The following is a 24915-nucleotide window of genomic DNA, read 5'->3' on the forward strand; positions in this document are numbered from 1 at the left end:
CTCACCATTTATCGCGCGCGGCCCCAAGGCAGGGGTCGCGACCTGATACACTGCGCGACATTTTGTTTTGCAGGCCCGTCCCGTGACTAACACCGCTTTTAACTCACTGCCCCTTTCCGCCGCCATGCTGGCTAACCTGGAGTCCCTTGGTTATGCCGAGATGACGCCGATTCAGGCGCAGAGCCTGCCGGTGATCGTCAAAGGGATGGACCTGATCGCCCAGGCCAAGACGGGCTCTGGCAAGACCGCTGCATTCGGCATCGGCCTGCTCAATCCGATCAATCCGCGCTACTTCGGCTGTCAGGCACTGGTGCTCTGCCCCACCCGTGAGCTGGCCGATCAGGTGGCCAAGGAAATCCGTCGTCTGGCGCGTTCCGAAGACAACATCAAGGTGCTGACCCTCTGCGGCGGCGTGTCTTTCGGCCCGCAAATCGGCTCGCTGGAGCACGGGGCACACATCATCGTCGGCACGCCAGGACGCATTCAGCAGCATCTGCGCAAGGGTTCGCTGGTGCTGGACGGCCTCAACACGCTGGTGCTGGACGAAGCCGACCGCATGCTCGACATGGGTTTCTACGACGCCATCGCCGACATCATCGAGCAGACGCCCAAGCGTCGCCAGACCCTGCTGTTCTCGGCCACGTACCCGGTCGGCATCAAGCAGCTGTCCTCGAAATTCATGCGTGATCCGCAGACCGTCAAGGTTGAAGCGCTCCACGCCGACAGCCAGATCGAACAGATCTTCTACGAAATCGCGCCAGAGCAACGCCTCGAAGCGGTGGTCCGCGTACTCGATCATTTCCGTCCGCAGTCCTGCGTGGCGTTCTGTTTCACCAAGCAGCAGGTTCAGGAAGTGGTCGATCACCTGACCGCCAAGGGCATGTCTGCCGTCGGCCTGCATGGCGACCTGGAACAGCGTGACCGCGACCAGGTGCTGGCGATGTTCGCCAACCGCAGCACCTCGGTGCTGGTGGCCACTGACGTCGCCGCGCGCGGTCTGGACATCGATGGTCTGGACATGGTGCTCAACGTCGAGCTGGCGCGGGATTCGGAAATCCACATTCACCGTGTCGGCCGTACCGGTCGTGCGGGTGAGACCGGCATCGCCGTCAGCCTCGTCGCGCCCGGCGAAAGCCAGCGCGCCCGCGCCGTTGAAGAACTGCAGAAAGCGCCGCTCAACTGGCAGCAATACGACCAGCTGGAGCGCAAGGAAGGCGGCAAGCTGCTGCCACCGATGACCACCCTGTGCATCGGTTCCGGCCGCAAAGACAAGCTGCGCCCTGGCGACATTCTGGGTGCGCTGACGGGCGAAGCAGGCATTCCCGGCACTCAGGTGGGCAAGATCGCGATCTTTGATTTCCAGGCCTACGTCGCCGTGGAACGCGGCATGGCCAAGCAGGCACTGGAGCGTTTGAACAACGGCAAGATCAAGGGCAAATCGTTGCGCGTGCGGATTCTTTAATCCGCCCAGTACCGAGTCGCCCCCTGATCGCGAGCAAGCTCACTCCGACAAGGCCGTGCAACCCCCTGTAGAAGTGAGCTTATCGTTCCCACGCTCTGCGTGGTAACGCCGGGCCGGGCGCTCTGCGCCCTAGGGTGACGCCGAGCGTCACGGTATGCATACCAACGCAGAGCGTTGGCACGATCTTCTTCCCGATATTCCGAGGACACCGCTTTGCCCGTTACTGACGTTGTGATCATCGGCGCCGGCGCCGCAGGTTTGATGTGTGCATTCACGGCAGCCCAGCGTGGGCGCAAGGTCATGCTGATCGATCACGCCAACAAGCCGGGCAAGAAAATACTCATGTCGGGGGCGGTCGCTGCAACTTCACCAACATGTACACCGAACCTGCCAACTTCCTCTCGCAGAACCCGCATTTCTGCAAATCGGCGCTGGCCCGCTACACCCAGTGGGACTTCATCGAGCTGGTGGGCAAGCACGGTGTGCCATACCACGAGAAGAAACTCGGCCAACTGTTCTGCGACAACAAGTCCAGCGACATCCTCGACCTGCTGCTCGCTGAATGCGACACCGCCGGCGTGAGCCTGCACATGGACACCTCGGTGCAGAGCATCGAGAAAACCGAAACTGGTTACCTGTTGAAAACCACTCTGGGTGAACTGCGCTGCGAGTCGCTGGTGATCGCCACGGGCGGCCTGTCAATTCCGACGCTGGGCGCCACCGGTTTCGGTTATCAGGTCGGCAAGCAGTTCGGCCACACGCTGTTGCCTACCCGGGCGGGCCTGGTGCCGTTCACCATCACCGATCAGTTGAAAGAGCTGTGCACCGAGCTGACCGGCACGTCGGTCGATTGCCTGGTGAGCTGCAACGACGTCAGCTTTCGCGAGAACATCCTGTTCACCCACCGCGGCCTGAGCGGGCCGGCGATTCTGCAGATCTCATCGTTCTGGCAGCCCGGCGACACAGTCGAAATCAATCTGATGCCCGACCACGACGCCCACAACTGGCTGACCGAGCAACAGGCCGAACGCCCGAACAGCGAACTGAAAACGCTGCTCGGCGAGATTTTCACCAAGAAAATGGCCAACCTGATTGCCGAGCAATGGTTCGTGTCCAAGCCGATGAAGCAGTACACCCACGCCGAACTGGCCGACATCGCCGCAAAACTGGCGAGCTGGCAAGTGGTACCGGCGGGCACCGAAGGGTATCGCACGGCCGAAGTGACCCTGGGCGGCATCGACACCCGTGAAGTGTCGTCAAAAACGATGGAATCACTAAAGTCACCAAGCCTGTACTTTGTCGGCGAGGTACTGGATGTCAGCGGGCATCTGGGCGGCTTCAACTTCCAGTGGGCCTGGGCCTCGGCGTACGCGGCCGCGCAGTACGTCTGAGCATTCATTGCAGGCAAGCTCACACCGGCGCAGACGCACGGGATCTTTGTAGGAGCAATCGGAGTTTACGACGGTCGCGAAGAGGCCGGGCCAGGCGATACACATTCAGTGCCTGACCATCCGCCTTCGCGACCGTCGTTACCTCCGATGGCTCCTACAAGTGCGCGTCGCACATGACAGGGTTACAGTCAGGGTTAGGGTGCGTTTTGGAGCATTGGCATCCGCTGCCGGAATAAATTTTGCCTGCCGGATGTACAGCGCGCATCCGGCGCTGTACATATCCCTCAGCAAAATCAATCGCGAACAAGGCCGTCAGCGTTCATGGCATCGACATCGTTGCGCAACACATTCCGCCGTCTCTGGGCGCTGGACAAGTTTTCCTACAGCGTGCGGGTTTTCATCGCGCTGACCGGCAGCATGGCGCTGTGCTGGTACCAGAACGAGATGTCCCAGTTGATCCCGCTGTTCCTCGGGATTATCGCCAGCGCCCTGTCGGAAACCGATGACAGCTGGCAAGGCCGCCTCAATGCGCTGGCCGTGACGCTGGTGTGTTTCAGCATCGCGGCGTTGTCCGTGGAGTTGCTTTTCCCCTACCCCGTGGTGTTCATCTGCGCGTTTGCCTTTGCGGCGTTCTGCCTGACGATGCTCGGCGCCCTGGGCGAGCGCTATGGCGCCATTGCCTACGCAACGCTGATTCTGTCGGTCTACACCATGATTGGGGTCGATCAGCGCGGCGGCGAAGTCACCGATTTCTGGCACGAACCCATGCTGCTGGTCGCCGGCGCGGCGTGGTACGGCCTGCTGTCGGTGCTGTGGCAGATGCTGTTTTCCAATCAGCCGGTGCAGCAGGCGCTGGCCCGACTGTTTCGCGAGCTGGGCCTGTACTTGAAGCTCAAGTCAGAGCTGTTCGAGCCGATCCGCACTCTGGATATCGAAGCCAAGCGCCTGGAGCTTGCCAAGCAGAACGGCAAGGTCGTCGGCGCGCTCAACGTCACCAAGGAAATCATCCTCAACCGCGTCGGCAGCGGTCGTCCCGGCTCGAAGGTCAGTCGTTACCTGAAGCTGTACTTCCTGGCCCAGGACATCCACGAGCGCGCCAGTTCATCGCACTATCCCTACAACTCCCTGGCCGAGGCGTTCTTCCACAGCGATGTGCTGTTTCGCTGCCAGCGCCTGCTGCGCCAGCAAGGTCGCGCCTGCCGTGACCTGTCGGCGTCGATCCAGCTGCGCCAGCCGTTCATCTATGACGACAGCTTCGCCCACGCGCTGAACGATCTGCGCGCGTCCCTCGAACACCTGCGCATCCAGAGCAACCCGGCGTGGCGCGGGCTGCTGCGTTCGCTGCGAGCGCTGGCCAATAACCTTGGCACCCTCGACCGGCTGCTCAGTGATGCGAGCAATCCCGACGCCTTGGCCGACGCCACCGACAGCAGCCTGCTCGACCGCTCGCCGCGCAACCTCAAGGACGTCTGGACGCGCCTGCGCCTGCAACTGACGCCGACCTCGCTGTTGTTCCGTCATGCCCTGCGCCTGCCATTGGCACTGGTCATCGGCTACATCATGGTTCACTTGATTCACCCGTCCCAGGGGTACTGGATCATCCTCACTACGGTGTTCGTCTGCCAGCCAAGCTACGGCGCCACCCGGCGCAAACTCGGACAGCGCATCATCGGCACGGCCATTGGCCTGACGGCGGGCTGGATTCTGTTCGACCTGATCACCACGCCGGTGCTGCAATCGATGTGCGCAGTGCTGGCCGGCGTGGTGTTCTTCGTCAACCGCACCACGCGCTACACGCTGTCTACCGCAGCGATTACGGTGATGATCCTGTTCTGCTTCAATCAGGTCGGCGACGGTTACGGCGTGTTCCTGCCGCGCCTGCTGGACACGCTGCTGGGCAGCCTGATCGCCGGCCTGGCGGTGTTCCTGTTCCTGCCGGACTGGCAAGGTCGTCGACTGAACAAGGTGCTGGCCAACACGCTGTCGTGTAACAGCATTTATCTGCGCCAGATCATGCAGCAATACGCGAACGGCAAGAGCGACGATCTGGCCTACAGACTGGCCCGACGCAACGCCCATAACGCTGACGCGGCGCTTTCCACCACGCTGGCCAACATGCTCATGGAGCCCGGACATTTCCGCAAAGAGGCCGACGTGGGTTTTCGCTTCCTGGTGCTGTCACACACGCTGCTCAGTTACCTGTCGGGCCTGGGCGCGCACCGGGACGCCCCGCTGCCGCCCGAAGTGCGCGAGCAACTGATCGAAGGCGCCGGTGCCAGCCTTGCCGCCAGCATCGACGAAATCGCCCGGAGCCTGGCGATGCGTGAACCGGTGGCCGTGCAAAGCGATGCCGAGGAAGCGCTGGCGACCAGCCTGGAACAGATGCCGGAAGAAATCGATGAAGGCCAACGGTTGGTGCAAACCCAACTGGCGCTGATCTGCCGTCAACTTGGACCATTGCGCACGCTGGCAGCGCACTTGATCAAAGAGCCGGTCAAGGAGCCCGAGATCACAGACCGTGTAGCTTGATGAGCTTGTCGTAGGTGCCGTCGGCTTTCATGTCAGCGATGGCCTTGTCGAAATCCAGAACGATCTGCTGATGATCCGCCCGCTTGACGCTGACCAGCATATGCAGACTGTTTTCGCTGAGTGATTTGGGCAGGAATTCAACGTTGGTCCGCACGTCTGCAGGCTCACGGTTGAGGGCAAACCGCGCCGCGTACTCGTCTTCCACCGTCAAATCGACCCTGCCTGCAGCAAGCATCCTGGCAGCGGTCGAAAAATTCGCCACCGGGATTTTCTTCAGCTCGGCGTCGGCGTCGAATTCCGGCGAATAGGCATAGCCGCGCACCACTGCAACGGAGTAGCCGTGCAATTGCGACAGGGTTTGGTAGTCGACTGAGGCATCTTTGCGCTTCAGAAAGCGCAGGCGGTTGATCAGATACGGCGCGGAGAAAACCCCGATGCGCGTGCGGTATTCGCTGTACCAGGCGTTGATGACGATGTCATACCGCCCTTCGCTCAACCCGTGAATTGCCCGGGCCCAGGGCACCTGCTCGTATTCAGTGTCATAACCGGCGCGGCCCAGCGCCGTGCGAATCAGGTCAGTGGAAAGCCCGTCGTGCAGCAATGACACGTCGGCATAAGGCGCCCAGGCATCGCCGGCGAGACGCAATGTCTGCGCGACCGCGCCCTGGGCTATCAGCATCATTCCCAACAGCCCTGCGGCGCACAGCAAACGCGACATGCTCAGCTTCCTTGTGGCAACTGGCCTTCAGTGAAGACTCATTTTGCGCTTTGCACAACTCCTGACACTGCGATGTTTGTGCCGCAGTTCAACAAAATGACGCATCGTCGACTGAATCAGTCCCGAGCCCTGCTCGCCGCGAATTTGGGCTTGCGCCGATATGCGTTTAGTATCCGGCATCCACTTCTTCTCGCAGGCCGGCGTCATGTCTATCAACTGGATTTGCAAACACCATACCGACCTTGGAAAAGAGCAGCTTTACGCCATCCTGCAACTGAGGGCGCAGGTGTTCGTGGTGGAGCAGAAATGCTGGTATCTGGACGTCGATGGCCAGGATTTGCTGGGCGACACCTGCCATCTGATGGCCTGGCAAAATGACCAGCTGGTTGCCTACCTGCGCCTGCTGGACCCGATTCAGCAGAACGGTGACGTGACCATTGGCCGGGTGGTGACTGCACCATCGATGCGCAACAAGGGCATGGGCCATGAATTGATGGTCCAGGCGCTGGTGCACGCGGAACGCCAATGGCCGGACCAGCCGATATTTCTCTCGGCCCAGGCGCACTTGCAGGGCTATTACAGCCGTTACGGCTTCAATCCGGTGGGCGAGGTGTATGTCGAGGACGGCATTCCGCACATCAGCATGCGTCGGGACCTGGACTGACTCCGTCTCAGGGGCGCCGATGTCCCTCGCAGGACCGGCTTTAGCCGGGAAGCTCTTGAATCAACGCCCCTGACACGACGTCACGGATACCCCAGCACCGTCTTGATGGTTTGCAGATTGCCGTCGATCCAGCGGCGGTCAATCGCGCCCCAGTCACGGATCCGGTAACCGCCGGCATGATTGCGCGCGCCATCGAGCTGTTCGAACTCACAGACAATATCCAGATCGGCCAGCGCCGCGATGGTGTCCTGAGCGGTGCGACGGGGCATGCCGGTGACATCGGTCAGGGCCGGTACGCTGCTGGCGACGCCACTGTCGATCAGATACGCCACATACAGGCGGCGATAGAAACTGCTCTTGGTCTTGCTGACTTCCATCGAAACTTCCTTGAAATGCGTTAACGCCTGATCAGCGCCCGGCCGTCTGCATGTCCCGCCAGGTCAGGTAGATGCGCAGGTCGAATTCCAGCTGGTGATAGCCGGGCTGCATGTGCTCGCACAACTGATAGAACGCCTTGTTGTGGTCTGACTCTTTGAAATGCGCCAGTTCGTGGACCACGATCATCTTCAGAAACTGCGGCGCGGCGTCCTTGAACAACGCCGCCACGCGGATTTCCTTCTTGGATTTGAGCTTGCCGCCCTGCACCCGCGACACCGTAGTGTGCAGGCCCAGTGCGCGATGGGTCAGGTCCAGGCGGTTGTCGAACAGCACTTTGTCGATGTTCGGCGCGTTGCGCAGGTATTCCTGTTTGAGCGCCAGCGCGTAGGCATACAGCGCCTTGTCGCTCTGGATTTCGTGGCGATCCGGATAGCGCTGCTGCAGATAATCCGTCAGCCGGTCCTGCGAGATGAGCTGCCGAACCTGATCCTGCAGACCCTCGGGGTAGGCCTGCAGGTATTTGAGCGGCATGGGCGTGGTGACAGTCATGGTCGGATCGGGTCGCGGGAAAAACGCGAGTCTACCGCGTCAGTCCTGCCCGAGCAGCTGTAACGCGACCGGCAGATCGACCGGCTCGACAAAACGCTCGGCCTCCAATGGCGGCATCGGATGGGCAATCAGGAAGCCCTGAATGATCTGACAGCCGTTGTCGACCAGCCACTCAAATTGCTCGTAGGTCTCGACGCCCTCGGCAATCACCTCGATATCGAGCATGCGACACAGGTCAATGATGCTGCGCGCGACGGCCAGATCCCGGGACGATCCCAGCATGCCGCCAATAAAGTGCCGATCAAGTTTCAGGGTGTCCAGATCAAGATTGCGCAGGTGGGCAAGGGAGCTGTCGCCTGCACCGAAATCGTCCAGCGACACGCGCACGCCAATGTTATGCAAATCCTGCAGCTGCTTGCGGCTGTGCACCAGGTTGTGAACCAGCGAAGGCTCGGTGATCTCGACTTCCAGTTGCCGGGGTTTCAGGCCATGCAGCTGCATGGCGCGCTGCAGCTCGGCCGCCAGATTCGGCAGGCTGAATTGCGCAGGGCTCACGCTGACGCTCATCACCAGATCGTCCGGGAATACGTCGCTCCAGCGCTGGCGCTGGGCCGCACCCTGTTCGAAAATCCAGCTGCCGAGTTTGTTGATCAGGCGCGTTTCTTCCAGCAGCGGAATAAACACCCCTGACGGCACATCGCCCGCGTCCGGATGATGCCACCGCAGCAGCGCTTCGAAACCCCGCGTCTTGCCGGTGACCACGTTGACCTGCGGCTGGTAGACCATGGAAAAGTCTTTGCCATCGATGGCCGTACGCACGCTCTCTTCGAGCATCAGACGGGAGCGTGCGCGGCCATTCATGTACTGATCGAAGAAACGGTACTGCTGACGCCCTGCCCGCTTGGCTTCGTACATCGCGATGTCTGCCGCGCGCAGCAGGCCATCCAGATTGGTGCCGCAGTCCGGGTAAACCGCGATGCCGATACTCGCCCCCAACGTGGCTTCGACCCCGTCAATCATGCGCCGGGCAGACACCCTCTCGATCAGCTTTTCGGCGACCTTCGCGGCGTGTTCGGGGAAGTCCAGCCCGTCGATGACCACTACGAACTCATCGCCACCCATGCGCGCGAGCACATCGTAAGGGCGCAGGCAGTCTTTCAGTTGCGCACCGACCCACTGCAACACCTGATCGCCGGCGTCGTGGCCCAGGGAGTCATTCACATCCTTGAAGCCGTCGAGGTCCAGGTACAACACCACCAGATACTTGCCCGCGTGTTCGTTGCGCAGCAGCATGCCTTCGACCGTCTGATAGAAGCCGCGGCGGTTGAGCAGACCGGTGAGGGAGTCGGTTACCGCCTGATGTTCCAACTGACGATAGAGGTCACGCACCACCGACATGTCGAGCACGCTAAGCACCATGGCGCGCTGTTCGGCAGGCAGCGGCGCGCAGGACAACGCGACCGGCACTTGTCGGCCCTCGGGCGTTCGCAGCACGGCGTCGTGAACGCGGTAGGTGTCGGCACGGCGATAGTGGTGATAAAAACCGGAATCGGCCCACTCGCCGACACTGGGTTCGTGCAGGTAGGTGCACAACCCGGTGCCGCGCAGCTCGCCGTCGGTCATGCCCAGCAAGCGGCAGATCGCCGGATTGGCGAAGCTGATGACGCCATCTTCGGTGACGACAAGAATGCCTTCGGCCACGTTTGCCAGCACCGAGGCGTTGAACGCCCGCGCCGACTCCAGTTCGCGGCTCAGCTTTTGCAGAGCACGCCGATTGTGCTGCTGCTCCAGCAGCGCCTGAACCTTGGGCCTGAGAATATTCGGGTCGAAGGGCTTGAACAGGTAATCGACTGCGCCGCTGGCATAGCCCTTGTGGACAGAGTCGCGAGATTGTTCGTTGGCGGTGAGGAATATGATCGGCGTCAATCGCGTTCGCAGACTGCCACGCATCAGGCGGGCGACTTCAAAGCCATCCATGTCCGGCATCTGCACATCAAGCAGCACCAGATCGACATCTCGGTCCAGCAAAATACTCAACGCTTCCATGCCCGAGGCGGCGGTGATGATTTCCCGGTCCTGTCGCTGCAGGACAGCGCACATGGTCACCAGGTTTTCGGGGTAATCATCAACAACCAACAAAACGGATTTGCCACTTAATGGCGGGGACTGCACGCATTCCATGCTGCTACTCATCATTCACTTTACTGCCCGGGGGACGGCCCCGCCGATGGACTGATTGGCCATTACTCTAGCTTCGATTGGGGAAAAGAGAAGGCAGGTATAAGTAGCGCCCTCTAAAAAGTGCCATCCAACCGACTAACGGTAACGCCCCTTGACGTCAGCCCCACCCTGCGCTGGAGCAAAAGTAGCGGCACTTTGACGTCAACCGTTCGACGGAATCGCATTAACAAACGCAGCGGTGAACCGTATAAAAAGCGCCCCTTAACCCCTTGCGCCCGCGACTTTGCTGGCAATGAGACATACCGGACGACTAGACATGATTGATTTGGGAACGTGGAATCTGAGCATTCCAGTGGGCTCGCCCCCGCCACGATCGAAACGCAGCAATTGCTAAAAGGTTACGACAGCAAGTATTTCAAGTCCGGCTCATCGAACGTCACGTTCTGGGCACCGGTCACCGGCACCAAGACCGCCAATGCGATCTATCCGCGCAGCGAATTACGTGAGACCTGGTCCAACGGCACACTGCACAACTGGTACTACCAGGACGCCGACAATTACCTGAACGCAAAGCTTAAAGTCCTGCAGGTGCCATCCTCTGGCAGGGTCGTCATCGGGCAGATCCACGTTTACGACAGCACTCAGCCGCTCCTGAAGCTCGAATATCAGTACCTGGAAGCGACGCACATGGGCAACATCGTCGCCAAGGTCCGCTATCGCCCTAGCGATAAAAAAGCGCGTGTGATCACGGTTGCGGAAAACGTCAGCCTGAATGAGACGTTTAACTACGTCATCCACCTGAATAAGGCCGGGCTGCTCAGTGTGACCGCCCATGGCATGGGCTGGAACGACCGGATCAGCGCCACCTGGACCAAACAGCAGCTTTACTTCAAGGCCGGGGTCTACACCCAGGACCACACTGGCTATACCAGCGAAGGCGGCAAGACCATGTTCTTCAATCTGGACGCCGACCACAACTAAGGCGGACGCGATCGCAAGGGCCCGAGCGCTTACCTCGCCCGGGCTCTTGAGCAGGCAGCCGTTATGCCGCCCTGTACTCTTTTTCTGCAGCTGCGAAGCGCGTCAGCATGCCCGGCGTCGGGCCTTTGCCCACAGCGCTGAAGACCACGATGGCGACACTGGCAAAGATGAATCCGGGGATGATTTCGTACAGGCCCAGCAGTTCGAAATGCTTCCACACCACGACTGTAATCGCACCCACCAGAATCCCTGCCAATGCGCCGTTGCGGGTCATGCCTTTCCAGATCACCGAGATCAGCACCACCGGCCCGAACGCTGCGCCAAATCCGGCCCACGCATAGCTGACCAGACCCAGCACGCGGTTTTCAGGATTCGCGGCCAGGGCGATCGCAATCAGCGCCACTAACAGCACCATGGCCCGGCCGACCCACACCAACTCTGTCTGGGACGCGCTTTTGCGCAGAAAGGCCTTGTAGAAGTCTTCGGTCAGCGCACTCGAACACACCAGCAACTGACAGCTCAGCGTGCTCATGACCGCCGCAAGAATGGCTGACAGCAGCACGCCGGCGATCCATGGATTGAACAGGATCTTGGCCAGTTCGATGAAGACGCGCTCGTGGTTTTCAGTCACTGGGCCCGCCACCTCCGGGTGCGCCGAAAAGTAGGCGATGCCGAAGAAGCCCACGGCGACAGTGCCGCCCAGGCAGAGAATCATCCAGGTCATGGAAATGCGACGCGCCTTGGCGATTGACCTGACCGAGTCAGCGGCCATGAAGCGCGCCAGGATGTGCGGCTGACCAAAGTAGCCCAGGCCCCAACCCATCAGCGAAACGACGCCGATGAAAGTGGTGTTCTTGAGCATGTCGAAGTTGCTTGGGTCCTGCGCTTCGATCGCCATGAACGTGGTGTCGATGCCGCCCGTCGCCAATAGCACGATGATCGGCGTGAGGATCAGCGCGAAGATCATCAGGGTGGCTTGCACGGTGTCTGTCCAGCTGACTGCCAGGAAGCCGCCGATGAAGGTGTAGGCAATCGTCGCCGCAGCGCCTGCCCACAAGGCGGTTTCGTAGGACATGCCGAAGGTGCTCTCGAACAGCCGCGCGCCGGCGACGATGCCGGATGCGCAGTAGATCGTGAAGAACACCAGAATCACGATGGCCGAAATCACCCGCAGCAAACCGCTGTGGTCTTCAAAGCGGCTGGAGAAGTAATCCGGAAGGGTAAGCGCATCGCCGTTGTGCTCGGTCTGTACCCGCAGGCGGCCGGCAACGAACAGCCAGTTCAGGTAGGCGCCGATGATCAGCCCAATGGCGATCCAGCTTTCCGATAGACCTGACATGTAGATCGCGCCCGGCAAGCCCATAAGCAGCCAGCCGCTCATGTCCGATGCACCGGCCGAAAGCGCCGTGACCACACTGCCGAGGCTGCGCCCGCCAAGGATGTAGTCCGAGAGATTGTTGGTGGAACGGTAGGCCATGAGTCCTATGAGGACCATCGCGGCGATGTAGATCACGAAGGTGATCAAGGTAGGGTTGCTGACGCTCATCGGTTAGATTCCGGCGTTGTTTTTATAGGCGCGAGCAATGCGAAGTTCCCCTGAGGCATCAGGTTCGCGTTCAAACGCTCGCGTATGTCGCGGGCTGGCAAAAGACTTGCCGCTGCACACCGCTTGAATGCACCAAAGCGGCGCATCCTAGAGGACACTCCGGCGCAGGTGCAACCTGAAAAGGGTCATTCCGAGGCTTTTTTACAATTTAGATCAAAGTGCCATACGCCCCGTATTTGCAGGGTAAACACCGGTTAGAGGCTCGGCCGGGCAGGCACCCGAATCGGGCAAGCAGAATCCACTACGACTCAATAAAGGGCACTTAGGAAACACTTTGAAAAAAGCGGTTGCACCCGGTTGCACCCTTTCGATCCCGCAGCTAATCTTGCCGCAGCTTAGCCACATGACCGTGGCTGTCATGAGGATAAGAAATGGCCACCACCACCCTCGGCGTCAAACTCGACGATCCCACCCGCGAGCGTTTGAAAACAGCTGCGCAGTCCATCGACCGGACGCCCCACTGGCTGATCAAACAGGCGATCTTCAATTATCTGGAGAAGCTTGAGGGCGGTGCGACCCTGAATGAACTCAGTGGTCAGGGTGGCAAAGACGCCGATGACCAGGGTGACCTGCCCGCCGACAATGGCCATCAGGCGTTCCTTGAATTCGCCGAAAGCATCCTTCCCCAATCGGTCTTGCGCGCCGCGATCACCTCCGCCTACCGCCGTCCCGAGCCTGAAGTGGTGCCCATGCTCATCGAGCAGGCGCGCCTGCCGTCCCCGATGGCCGATGCAACCCATAAGCTCGCGGCGTCGATTGCCGAAAAACTGCGCAACCAGAAGAGCGCCGGCGGCCGCGCCGGTATCGTCCAGGGCCTGCTCCAGGAATTCTCGCTGTCATCCCAGGAAGGCGTGGCGCTGATGTGCCTGGCCGAAGCCCTGCTGCGCATCCCCGACAAAGGCACCCGCGACGCCTTGATCCGCGACAAGATCAGCACTGGCAACTGGCACCCGCATCTGGGCAACAGCCCGTCGCTGTTCGTTAACGCCGCCACGTGGGGCCTGCTGCTGACCGGCAAGCTGGTCAGCACTCACAACGAGGCCGGCCTGACCTCCTCGCTGAGCCGCATCATCGGCAAGTCCGGCGAGCCAATGATCCGCAAAGGCGTGGACATGGCCATGCGCCTGATGGGCGAGCAGTTCGTCACCGGTGAAACCATCGCCGAAGCCTTGGCCAACGCCAGCAGGTTCGAGGCGAAAGGTTTCCGTTATTCCTACGACATGCTCGGTGAAGCGGCATTGACCGAGCATGACGCGCAGAAATACCTGGCGTCCTACGAGCAGGCCATCCACTCGATTGGCAAAGCTTCCCACGGCCGTGGCATCTACGAAGGCCCGGGCATTTCCATCAAGTTGTCCGCCCTGCACCCGCGTTACAGCCGGGCGCAATACGAGCGCGTGATGGACGAGTTGTACCCGCGTTTGCTGTCGCTAACCTTACTGGCCAAGCAATACGACATCGGTCTGAACATCGACGCAGAAGAAGCCGACCGCCTGGAGCTGTCCCTGGATTTGCTCGAACGCCTGTGCTTCGAGCCGCAACTGACCGGCTGGAACGGCATCGGTTTTGTCATTCAGGCGTATCAGAAGCGCTGCCCGTACGTGATCGACTACGTGATCGACCTGGCCCGCCGCAGTCGCCATCGCCTGATGATCCGTCTGGTCAAGGGCGCGTATTGGGACAGCGAAATCAAGCGCGCTCAGGTCGAGGGCCTGGAAGGCTACCCGGTCTACACGCGCAAGGTGTACACCGACGTCTCCTACGTCGCTTGCGCCCGCAAACTGCTGTCGGTACCGGAAGTCATCTACCCGCAGTTCGCGACCCATAACGCCCACACCTTGTCGGCCATTTACCACATCGCCGGTCAGAACTATTACCCAGGTCAGTACGAATTTCAGTGCCTGCACGGCATGGGCGAGCCTTTGTATGAACAGGTCGTAGGCAAAGTCGCCGACGGCAAGCTGAATCGACCGTGCCGCGTGTACGCCCCGGTCGGCACCCATGAAACGCTGCTGGCGTATCTGGTGCGTCGACTGCTGGAAAACGGCGCCAATACCTCCTTCGTCAACCGTATTGCCGATCAATCGATTTCGATACAGGAACTGGTCGCCGATCCAGTGTCCAGCATCGAGCGCATGGCGACCCAGGAAGGCGGTTTCGGCCTGCCGCATCCGCGCATTCCATTGCCGCGCGACCTGTACGGCAGCGAGCGCGCCAACTCCGCCGGCATCGATCTGGCCAACGAACACCGTCTGGCATCGCTGTCTTCGGCCCTGCTCGCCACCGCGCATAACGACTGGAAAGCCGGGCCGATGCTGGGCAGCCCGGTCAGCGCTGGCACTGAAACGCCGGTCTTGAATCCGTCCGATCTGCGTGATGTGGTCGGCCACGTCCAGGAAGCAACCCTGGAAGACGTTGATAACGCCCTGCTCAGCGCCCTCAGCGCCGGACCGATCTGGCAAGCGACGCCGCCGGCCGAACGTGCCGCAATCCTTGAGCGCGCCGCGGACCTGATGGAAGCCGAAATACAACCGTTGATGGGCTTGCTCGCCCGCGAAGCCGGCAAGACGTTCGCCAATGCCATTGCCGAAGTGCGCGAGGCTGTGGATTTCCTGCGCTATTACGCGGTGCAGGCGCGCAACGATTTCAGCAACGACGCTCACCGTCCGTTGGGCCCTGTGGTGTGCATCAGCCCGTGGAACTTCCCGCTGGCGATTTTCAGCGGTCAGGTCGCCGCAGCCTTGGCGGCCGGCAACCCGGTGCTCGCTAAACCCGCCGAACAGACCCCGCTGATTGCCGCGCAGGCCGTCCGCATTCTGCTCGAAGCCGGTATTCCCGAAGGCGTGGTGCAACTGCTGCCGGGCCGCGGTGAAACCGTCGGCGCACGATTGGTCGGCGATGATCGCGTCAAAGGCGTCATGTTCACCGGCTCCACTGAAGTCGCCCGCTTGCTGCAACGTAACGTCGCCGGCCGTCTCGATGCCCAGGGCCGGCCGATCCCGCTGATTGCCGAAACCGGTGGCCAGAACGCGATGATCGTCGACTCCTCGGCGCTCACCGAACAAGTGGTCATCGACGTGGTGTCCTCGGCGTTCGACAGCGCCGGTCAACGCTGCTCCGCGCTGCGTGTGCTGTGCTTGCAGGAAGATTCCGCTGATCGCGTCATAGAGATGCTTAAAGGTGCAATGGCCGAAAGCCGCCTCGGTAACCCGGAACGCCTGTCGGTGGACATCGGCCCGGTGATCGATCAAGAAGCCAAGGCCGGTATCGAGAAACACATTCAGGCGATGCGCGACAAAGGCCGCAACGTGTATCAGGTCGCCATTGCCGACAGCGACGAGATCAAACGCGGCACCTACGTGATGCCGACCCTGATCGAGCTGGACAGCTTCGACGAGCTGCAACGGGAGATCTTCGGCCCGGTACTGCACGTCGTGCGCTACAAGCGCCGTGAACTGGATCAACTGATCGCGCAGATCAACGCGTCCGGGTACGGCCTGACACTGGGCGTGCACACGCGCATCGACGAGACCATCGCCAAGGTGATCGACAACGTCAACGCCGGCAACATGTACGTGAACCGCAACATCGTTGGCGCCGTGGTGGGTGTCCAGCCGTTCGGTGGCGAAGGCTTGTCGGGCACCGGCCCGAAAGCCGGTGGCCCGCTGTACCTGTACCGTTTGTTGTCGACGCGTCCCGCCGATGCCGTGCAGAAGTCCTTTGCCGCCCGCGATGCGCAACAGGCGCCGGACACCCGGATGCAAGAGGCGATGCTCAAGCCACTGAATGCGCTCAGGGCCTGGGCAGGCAGCCAACAACTCAGCGAACTGGAAGCGCTATGCAGTCAGTTCGCCGAGCAATCCCAAAGCGGGGTGACCCGCACGCTCATGGGCCCAACCGGGGAGCGCAACAGCTACAGCATCCTGCCGCGTGAACACGTGTTGTGCCTGGCCGAGGACGAGACGGATCTGTTGGCGCAACTGGCCGCCGTGATGGCGGTAGGCAGTACAGCAATCGTGCCGGACGGTGAGCCGGGCAAGTCACTGCGTAACCGCTTGCCGAAGGACGTTCAGTCGCGCATCAAGCTGATCGCCGACTGGAACAAGGACGAGGTTGCCATCGACGCGGTATTGCACCACGGTGATTCCGATCAGCTGCGCGCCATCTGCGAACAGGTCGCTCAACGCAGCGGCGCTATCATCGGCGTTCACGGTCTGTCCAAAGGCGAAACCAACATCGCGCTGGAACGCCTGGTGATAGAGCGTGCGCTGAGCGTGAATACCGCAGCGGCGGGCGGTAACGCGAGCCTCATGACAATCGGATAGTCGCAGGGGGCGCAGGTCATCCGACCTGCGTTCCCCCGTTTGATCGCCCCATCACCCGCATCAATCATCCTGTTCACCCCCTCCCCGCCCACCTAGACTCGACGGCATTCTCAAGAAAGGTACGCCGCCATGTCCGAGACGCTGCTCAGTTCCCGCAACCTGGCTTTCGAGCTGTATGAGGTGCTGGACGCCGAGGCGCTGACCCAACGCGAACGTTTCGCCGAGCACAGCCGGGAAACCTTCGATGCAGCGATCAGCACGGCGCGCAACATCGCGGAGAAATACTTCGCGCCCCACAACCGCAAAAACGACGAGAACGAACCTCGCTACGAGAACGGCGCAGCGGTGCTGATTCCGGAAGTTAAACCGGCCGTGGACGCCTTTCTGGAAGCCGGGTTTCTCAACGCCGCCCGGGATTTCGAGGCCGGCGGCATGCAGCTGCCGACGTTGCTGTCTCAGGCTTGCTTTGCCCATTTCCAGTCCGCCAATGCCGCGACGGCTTCGTACCCGTTCCTGACCATGGGCGCGGCCAATCTCATTGAAAACTTCGGCACCCACGAGCAAAAGCAGCGCTTTCTGCAGCCAATGATCGAGGGCCGCTTCTTCGGCACCATGGCGTTGACCGAGCCCCACGCCGGCTCGTCGCTATCGGACATCCGCACCCGCGCCGAACCCGCCGCAGACGGCAGCTACCGTCTGCGCGGCAACAAAATCTTTATCTCAGGCGGCGATCACCCGCTCTCTGAAAACATCGTTCATCTGGTCCTCGCCAAACTGCCCGACGCGCCGGCGGGCGTGAAAGGCATTTCCCTGTTCATCGTCCCGAAGTTTCTGGTTAACCAGGACGGCAGCCTCGGCGAGCGCAACGACGTCATCCTCGCTGGCCTGTTTCACAAGATGGGCTGGCGCGGCACTACGTCCACGGCACTGAACTTCGGGGATAACGGCAACTGCGTCGGCTATCTCGTGGGGAAGCCGCATCAGGGCCTGAGCTGTATGTTTCAGATGATGAACGAGGCACGCATCGGCGTCGGCATGGGCGCGGTGATGCTGGGTTATGCCGGTTACCTGTACTCACTGGAATACGCCCGTGAACGCCCGCAAGGTCGACTTCCCGACAGCAAATCCCCGGACGGCGCGCCGGTGTCCATCATTCAGCACGCCGACGTCAAACGCATGCTGCTGACGCAAAAAGCCTACGTCGAGGGCTCGTTCGACCTCGGCCTGTACGCCGCTCGGCTGTTCGACGACACGCAGACGGGCGAGAGCGAGGACGTACGTAAACACGCCCACGAGCTGCTTGACCTGCTGACGCCCATCGTCAAGTCCTGGCCCTCGGAGTTTTGCCTGAAGGCCAATGAACTGGCGATCCAGATTCTCGGCGGCCATGGCTATACGCGCGATTACCCGGTGGAGCAGTACTACCGCGACAACCGCCTGAACCCGATTCATGAAGGCACCCACGGCATTCAGTCGCTGGACCTGCTGGGCCGAAAGCTGGCGCAGAACGGTGGCGCCGGACTCAAGCAACTGATTCGCCTGATCGCTGACACCTGCGAGCGGGCCCAGGCCCATGAACTGCTGACGGCATTGCGACAACCATTGGAGCAACTGGTCGCCCGCCTGCAAGCGGTGACCCTCGGCCTGCTAACCGATCTGAGCCAGGGCAAGGTCAATGCGACATTGGCAAACTCCGCGTTGTATATGAAGGCGTTCGGGCATGCGGTGATTGGCTGGCGCTGGCTGGAGCAAGCGATCCGCGCCCAAGAGGGGTTGGAGAAGAACAACGAAGCCGATGCCGACTTCTACAAGGGCAAGTTGCAGGCCGCCCGGTACTTCCTGACATGGGAAGTACCGGGTTGCCATCATGAACTGGCGATTCTCGAGCGCCGGGATGATGCGTGCCTGTCGATGCAGGGCGAATGGTTTTAAGCTCGCCGCATGCCGGGCCGAAACCGTAAACCACCCACCTGCGATCACGTTCGGGTCACGCCCCCGGTGCCTTCCAGGAGTTTTCGGTGCCCGGGAAAATCCTGAACCGTGAAGCGAACGGGCGATAAAACGCCTTCACCTGATTCAGGCGTTCGTAGTATTCGGACGAGTACACATTGGTATCAATCTCGAATCCGTCGTCGAGAATGTCTGCATAGTCGGGGCGGGTTTCCTTGAGCACATCCAGAAACAGCGTGGGACCGGTGACTTCCGAGATCTGCGTCATGTAGGCAGCCATCGCCGCGCTGGATTGATGCCGTGCCGACGCCAGCGCTTCCAGGTTGGCCTGCTGTGTGGCGAAGCGGGTATGAATTTCCTGTTCCATTTGCCTGAACACTGGATTGCCGGGCCGGCTCGCGAAATGACTGTTACCGGGGCCTTTGAACGACAGCGTCGGGCTTTCCAGTGTGCTGCCCACCAGCACGTCATGCGGCCCCGCCAGCAGCTCGGCGCCCGAGAAAGAGCGACCGATGACGTCGTCGCAGTCCACGTAGATACCGCCGTACTCCCTGATCAAGCGGTACCTCAAGACATCCGAGGCCGCTGCGAAGTTTTCAAACTCCCCCGGCGAAAGCAGGAAAACGCTGTGGATGTGTGCGGATCGCCCATAAACCCCTCGAAGAAAGGCTCATCCTGCAGCCTGGAAATGGTCATGTTGGGAAAGTCGGCGAACGCATTGTGCAGTTGCGCGTGGGGGGACAGGCCTTCCACGGCTGCCGTGTCGTCGATATCAACATGCAGCGTGAACCTGAGCTCGGGGCTCATGCGCATATTGGATTTGATCGTTTCAATGATCTTTTCGCCCGGCAGACGCCGACCCAGCCACACCTGATGAACGATTTGCTCAATGGGCTGCGGATTGGCAGGCAAGCCCGGCAAGCGCCGAAACGTGTAAAACACGTTACGCACGTCCAGCCTCAAGCTGTCCCTTACCTTGAGATAGGCTTTCTCGGTCCCTGTACGCCAGCGGCCCTTGTTGTCCAGCCAGAGAAAAGTGTCGTTGCCTGACTCCCAGCAGGCCACCTCAGCGTTGTAAATGACCTTCGTCCCTCCAGGAGCGGTGTTGGCAAAGTACCGGGGGCTCTGTTTTCCTCCCTCGTCCTCTACCCACCTCGTTTCGATGCCGTCCATGGGGATCTCCACCGTGACGGGTGGCTGGGCGCGCGTCAGCAAGATTTCATCCTTCTCGACGGGCAATACGACCTCGGGCAACTCTTCGATGAAGCTGTCGCCGCCACGCAGACCGGGGCTCAGGTCAATGTCGGAGTAAAAACCTTTAACCCGCTTGACGTATGGCCCCTTGAGCCGCGCATCGTCAGGCGCGTAAATGCGGTACTGGCCGGCTGCCTGTACGGGCTCTACGGGATAGAGCTTTGAATGCACGCGAGCGTAATAACGGGGTTTACCGGTTCCCGGGTTGCTCACCTTATAAACCGCTCCACGTTCATCGGTCGTCCAGATGCCCGACGGATCCAGTGGCGCGTTGTATTCGAACCGGGCGAGCGACGTGCGAAGTTCCGGGCTCAGTGCTCGCAGCCCTTGCGGCTCAACCCCAAAGGCAATCGCGCTGTCGTAGCGTGCGGCATGCTGGCTTTTGATGGCTAGCCTCTGGCGCTCTTCCACGATCAGGCGCGCATCCCTTTCCTCAGGCGACTGGCTGGCGTGCTCAAGAACGTCCTGAATCCGCTGGGCATGGGCCTGTTGCTGCCCGGCGAGCGCCACAGTCCGCTCGGCCTCGGTGCGGGCTCCGACCACGCTTGCCAGCTCATCCGCGGCTCCCGGTATTGCCTGATCCCCGATACGCGCAGCTGCGCCCAGCAAACGGCTTGCTGTCCCAGCCCCCTCGGCAAGCGCCGGTACCGCATTCAAAACGCCGAAGACAATGCGGCCCGTGCCGTTTTTCTTCTCCTCAAGTGTCCGGCCCTCAATGACCTCATCTGCCCCCAGCCCCATCAACGCCAGCGACATCGCCGCCAAAGGCACCCACAAGTAAGGCTCCACCATCGCGACTGCGCCCGTGGCGGCAATGGCATTGCTCAGGGCTTGCGCTGCCACCTCCTTATTGTGCTCGGCACGGTTGCGAATCAATTGGCGGCCATCTGCCTCAAGACGCGTCTGCAAATTGTGTTTGAAGTGCGAAAACGGCCAGGGAGAAAGCGCTGCACCAAGGTGCACCTCGCTGGAGGGGTTCCAGTAACCGGTGGCTTGGTCAAGGAAGTGCGGGTAGGCCGCCAGGCCCGCGAGGGTTTTCTGAATGCCGCTGTAAAACAGCCCGTCCGGGTCGTCCTCAAGCCTGAAGTGGCGCTGCAGTGCTTTTCGCCGACGCGCATCTTTGCATTGCAGCGCGATCCAGTCGGCAAGCGCCGGGAGGTCTGCAAATCCGTGCAGGGGCGAGGAATTGCCGGGGATGTACATCACAAGCCGATCCGTCCGCTCATCTCGCAGTACGATGATTTCAGTGGCGACATACCGGTACAGAACCAGTTCACGGATCGTAACGTCGTGCGCAAGCGGCGCATCGGCAAAGTGCTTGAACGTCAACGCTTCCCAGGCCTGAGCAGGATCGAGGCCGAGGCCGCGCAACACCAGCGACCTGTCTTCATTGCTCAATGACCCTTCGGCCTGCTGCACATACGCAGACTTCAGCAAGGCAGCCTTGATCAAGAGATTGTAGTCAGCCCCGTGCTCGGTCCAGAAACGCGTGAGTGTGGCCTGATAGTGCGCCTGCAGATCCGCGTCCCAGACATAAGCCTTGAACGCCACAGGGTCCAGCTCCACCTGAGTGGATGCGTCGAAACGCTGGGGGCTGGTTTTGCGGTAGATAGCTTCATAAGCGAAGCAATCCCACAACTCCAACGGCGCGGAGGAAATCTGCACCGGATAGCCGCCCTTACGGTAATGGCGCAGCGCCGAAAGGTGATCGAGGAATTGCCCGTTACCGCTCTGCTGCCAATTGCACATGAGCGCGTCAGTCAGCGTCATGGAATACGCGATATTGGCCCTTTGGGGCGCAGCGTCCTGGCCGTTGATGTACAACGTGGTGATCAGCAATTCGTCCGGATCGGTGTCTTCCAGCAAATGCTGGAACAGGAAGCCCTGTGCCTGAGCGCGCGCGTATTCTCGCGGCGATTCATAGCGCACGTGCTGCTGACCGAGCCAGTCGCTCAGCAGCGTGGCGTCAGCGTCGACTTCGTTCTCGGGCGCCGGCTCAATCAGCCATCCGCTTTCATCCCGCAGTTCCCACGGCTTTGTCCATCCATCGTTATCCCAGTCCTCGCCTCTCTGGCCATGCCAGCCCGAGACTCGCGAAATGTCGCGCCTGCGCCGAAGCTCGTCAGCTCTGCGCTCCAGAGCGGTCGTATCCTTTCTGTCTTTCATAACCCGACATCCTGTCAGTGAGTGAAGCCGTAGCGTTCACCAACAGGCACGCGGGATGGCAATAGATAATTATTGTTTACAAAATGAGCAGGCAGTTCATGGTTGTTGAGAAGGGAAAAACGATCGACCAGCACCCGCCCGGCGCCTCCCAGTCGCGCCGCATAACCCTGGCGAGTGAAAGGCTCGGCGGTGCGCATCTCGAGCAATTTCCGACCCGAGACCGGCCCGCTCACTTCGCGCAGTTGTACTTTCATGAACCGGTAGAAGGTCCCGACCACTTGCTCGATGCTGTCGATCTGAAAATAGTGACCGGGTAAAAAAATAACCTCGGCCTCGTCCGGACTCGCGGAAAACGGCGCGATGGGTGCTCCGCTCAAGTACTGTTTTTCCGGCAACACGAACACCACGCTGGTGTCGTCAAAGCGGATCGGCGCATTCGTGGCACTGGCATGTGCGCCTGCCTGAGTGCTGGCGAAAGTGCGAGCCTGATAGGGGTTTTCACTGAACGAGGTGATGTCGGTGTTGACCAGCACATCGCCTACGGTCACGTCACCGGTACGGAAGAAGGCGCCCGAGGTACCACGCGCCCCACTGCCGCCGCGATAGAGCGCGACGTCATTGTTGTACCCCAGCGTGCTGACGTCCTCGACGAGCTTTTGCACCAGCGCGACTTGATCGGAATACATCGCCACGCCGGTTCGCAAAAACTGGTTATACGCCTCGTCTTCGTGGGTGTAGTGCCTGATGGAAGAGCCGACGTATTCGCCGTCTGCGGTCTTGAACACGCGATGTTTGGCGCCCCACTGATCAAAATGTACGTCTTCACCTTCGGAGTCGGTGGCGACCACTTCTTGCGGCTCCATGCAGAACACCTCGACCACTGCCTTTTGCCGGGCCAGCGCCGCCTCGGAATAAAGGTGCTCATCGAAAAGGTTGAGTTGCATGAAGCGATCCCAGAATGCCGATTGCACACTGGCAACGGGCGCCACGGGCGGCGGCGTGATCGTCAGAGCGCCGGCCTCCATGGGTGCACCGCCAGCAAGGCCCGGGATCGGAAGCCGTTCCCACCGGTCTTGCCCATTGAATCGGACCGGGCATCTACCATTGAACGCAAACGGGTTCTGCGGATCGACCATGACCCAGCTGCCCAGGCCTTCATCGAAGGTCAAACGACGCGGCTGCCCTTCGACGACCGCCCATGTCTCGCCATTGCTCAGCCCATATGTCCCCTGGTAGCGCCCTTGCTCCGAGACCGGCGTCAGCGATTCAAGGACAACGTTGTTGCTCATGCCCGACAAAGGATCGGTGGCCACAGGGGTCGGCATTGCATCGGCACCTGCGCTCAGCCCCTCCGAGGTTCGGGCCGTCATGGGCTCCCTGACATCAGCCCCCATGCGCGACAGCAGGGGCAGGTTCACGAACAGATAAATAGCGCTGGCGATGGCACCCAGAATACCCCGCCTGCGTTGTTCGGCGCTTTTACCGTTGACCGCCTGATCGATATTCAATCCCGTGCTGATCAGGCTCGCGCCCACCACAGCCAATGCCAGCGGCCAACCCAGCGGCGCCAGATTGCCGAATACCGACAGAAAGGCATTCAGATAGCCGAGCCAGATCTGCTTGCGAAGATCGCTGTTATCGGTCAGCAAGGTAGTGGCGTCAGCGGTCATGTCATGACGGGCGATATCTCGCAGATAGACGAACGGATCACCCGAAATCGGCTCTGTTCCGCGATTGACGAGGCGATTGGCCCCATCGTCGTGATCATTGCTCAGCAGCTGAGCCACATCGCGCTGGAATGCCGCGCGGTGCGCCTCCCAGTCACTGGCCGAATGCAGAAAACGGGCGCAGAAGGCCGCCCGAGTCCTGATGGAAAGGAACTGCGCCTTCAACCATTCGTACAGTTGGTGGTGGGTATCGAAGCAGTAGAACGGCGCTTGCGCACCGCAGACATAAAGGATCTGACGCCCGCCCTCATCGACGATACGCAGAATGTCCCGAGCCTTGAAGCCGCCCAATTCCAGATGAAACACTGACACGGGCGACGTCGCAGGCATTGGTCCGCGCAGTTGGGCAAGCGTTACAGGTCTCGGTCCGGTCGCCAGCACGCTGCGCAGCATCCCGAAATCCGTTGCCGACAGCTGGTTTCCGCTCAGGGCTTCTCCAGCAGAGGCCAGGTATCGAACTTTGGCCAGCACGCAGAAGTTGTCGCTGTGCTGCGCCCAGAACCTGTCCATCTGGCGCCGGTAGCCGGCACTGAAATCTAGGGTCCAGAAATCGTTGAGCACCTCTGCCGGAAGCATGCGCACTTCATTGCGCTCGTCATAAAAGCCATGCTGCGGGCCGTCGGTGTAGAAACCGCCATACACCGCGAGCTCGTCGGGGGCTTGCTGCTCGCTTGCATTGAAACGACGAATCACGAGTTCGGTCATTGTCATGGACGTCACCGTAGCGCCCGCGTGCTGCCATCCGGTAAAGGACCGAGAACTGCTGCTGGCGCTGGAGAACCGATGCCAATACACATGATCGGGGTCCAGGTGTTTACCCGTGTGCCTGAAAATGATGCTCTGGGCGGCGGACCTCGCCAGCGCATTGAGATCGGGGTAATCGGTGACGTAACGGCTCGCCATTTTTTTGAGCTGACGTTCGTCCGATTCGGGTGATAGGTGGGCTTGTGCGTTCATGGTGATCACTTCTCCTGAAATAGAATTCAGAAGTGATCAGAGTTCGCAGCACTGGCTGGCATAAATATGTATTGCTG

The 24915-nt window shown here is 60.7% G+C and carries 13 protein-coding genes and 2 pseudogenes; 7 read left to right on the plus strand and 8 right to left on the minus strand.

The genetic code is table 11. From position 1 onward, the window contains the following. The first annotated feature begins 82 nt into the window (after positions 1 to 82). The 3 genes and pseudogenes from dbpA (at position 83) to yccS (ending at position 5382) form a co-directional block, all read left to right on the plus strand. Complete coding sequence (dbpA, locus tag JN403_RS02015) at positions 83 to 1462, plus strand: ATP-dependent RNA helicase DbpA (RefSeq protein ID WP_122625577.1); 1380 nt, start codon at positions 83 to 85, stop codon at positions 1460 to 1462. Positions 1463 to 1675: 213 nt separating this feature from the next. After that, positions 1676 to 2853, plus strand: a pseudogene (locus JN403_RS02020) (NAD(P)/FAD-dependent oxidoreductase). Positions 2854 to 3174: 321 nt separating this feature from the next. Beyond that, the gene (gene yccS, locus JN403_RS02025) at positions 3175 to 5382 is read left to right on the plus strand and encodes a YccS family putative transporter (RefSeq protein WP_205484951.1); all 2208 of its coding nucleotides are present in this window, start codon (positions 3175 to 3177) and stop codon (positions 5380 to 5382) included. Here the strand turns inward: yccS and JN403_RS02030 are convergent. Beyond that, positions 5363 to 6100 (minus strand): transporter substrate-binding domain-containing protein, encoded by a 738-nt coding sequence (locus tag JN403_RS02030; protein WP_122533881.1) that lies wholly within the window; start codon positions 6098 to 6100, stop codon positions 5363 to 5365. The genes yccS and JN403_RS02030 overlap by 20 nt on opposite strands. A 205-nt stretch (positions 6101 to 6305) precedes the next feature. Here JN403_RS02030 and JN403_RS02035 point away from each other — a divergent pair, with 205 nt between their 5' ends. After that, a complete protein-coding gene (locus JN403_RS02035) occupies positions 6306 to 6764 on the plus strand; it encodes a GNAT family N-acetyltransferase (protein ID WP_122534360.1) in 459 nt (152 codons plus the stop codon). A gap of 80 nt (positions 6765 to 6844) precedes the next feature. Here JN403_RS02035 and JN403_RS02040 read toward each other — a convergent pair whose 3' ends face one another. Genes JN403_RS02040 through JN403_RS02050 form a run of 3 tightly spaced genes read right to left on the minus strand, consistent with a single transcriptional unit; the run spans position 6845 to position 9872 of the window. After that, positions 6845 to 7141: a winged helix-turn-helix domain-containing protein gene (locus JN403_RS02040; protein WP_122533882.1), complete on the minus strand. Its 297-nt coding sequence runs from the start codon at positions 7139 to 7141 to the stop codon at positions 6845 to 6847. 31 nt (positions 7142 to 7172) lie between these two features. Further along, complete coding sequence (locus JN403_RS02045; RefSeq protein ID WP_122625575.1) at positions 7173 to 7691, minus strand: M48 family metallopeptidase; 519 nt, start codon at positions 7689 to 7691, stop codon at positions 7173 to 7175. 39 nt (positions 7692 to 7730) lie between these two features. Then, positions 7731 to 9872, minus strand: coding sequence for an EAL domain-containing protein (locus JN403_RS02050; protein WP_205484952.1), 2142 nt, complete (start codon positions 9870 to 9872; stop codon positions 7731 to 7733). Positions 9873 to 10188: 316 nt separating this feature from the next. Between JN403_RS02050 and JN403_RS02055 the strand changes: the two are divergent. Next, positions 10189 to 10853, plus strand: a pseudogene (locus JN403_RS02055) (polysaccharide lyase family 7 protein). Between the two features lie 61 nt (positions 10854 to 10914). On the opposite strand, the gene putP reads toward JN403_RS02055, so the two are convergent. Further along, positions 10915 to 12399 (minus strand): sodium/proline symporter PutP, encoded by a 1485-nt coding sequence (putP, locus tag JN403_RS02060; RefSeq protein WP_205484953.1) that lies wholly within the window; start codon positions 12397 to 12399, stop codon positions 10915 to 10917. Positions 12400 to 12830: 431 nt separating this feature from the next. Here putP and putA point away from each other — a divergent pair, with 431 nt between their 5' ends. Both putA and JN403_RS02070 read left to right on the plus strand, forming a co-directional pair. Beyond that, positions 12831 to 16784 (plus strand): trifunctional transcriptional regulator/proline dehydrogenase/L-glutamate gamma-semialdehyde dehydrogenase, encoded by a 3954-nt coding sequence (gene putA / locus JN403_RS02065; protein ID WP_205484959.1) that lies wholly within the window; start codon positions 12831 to 12833, stop codon positions 16782 to 16784. Positions 16785 to 16913: 129 nt separating this feature from the next. Next, positions 16914 to 18716: an acyl-CoA dehydrogenase gene (locus JN403_RS02070; RefSeq protein ID WP_205484961.1), complete on the plus strand. Its 1803-nt coding sequence runs from the start codon at positions 16914 to 16916 to the stop codon at positions 18714 to 18716. Positions 18717 to 18771: 55 nt separating this feature from the next. Here the strand turns inward: JN403_RS02070 and JN403_RS02075 are convergent, their stop codons facing one another. From JN403_RS02075 to JN403_RS02085, 3 genes are read right to left on the minus strand one after another with little or no spacing between them, the layout of a single operon-like run. After that, positions 18772 to 19293, minus strand: coding sequence for a hypothetical protein (locus tag JN403_RS02075; RefSeq protein ID WP_205484963.1), 522 nt, complete (start codon positions 19291 to 19293; stop codon positions 18772 to 18774). A gap of 8 nt (positions 19294 to 19301) precedes the next feature. Further along, positions 19302 to 22154, minus strand: coding sequence for a DUF6543 domain-containing protein (locus tag JN403_RS02080; protein ID WP_205484965.1), 2853 nt, complete (start codon positions 22152 to 22154; stop codon positions 19302 to 19304). A 14-nt stretch (positions 22155 to 22168) separates the two neighbouring features. Further along, positions 22169 to 24838, minus strand: a complete 2670-nt coding sequence (locus JN403_RS02085) for a DUF6543 domain-containing protein (RefSeq protein WP_240356783.1) — start codon at positions 24836 to 24838, stop codon at positions 22169 to 22171. Between the last annotated feature and the right edge of the window lie 77 nt (positions 24839 to 24915).

This window comes from Pseudomonas sp. 15A4, assembly GCF_016925575.1.
Classification (GTDB): domain Bacteria; phylum Pseudomonadota; class Gammaproteobacteria; order Pseudomonadales; family Pseudomonadaceae; genus Aquipseudomonas.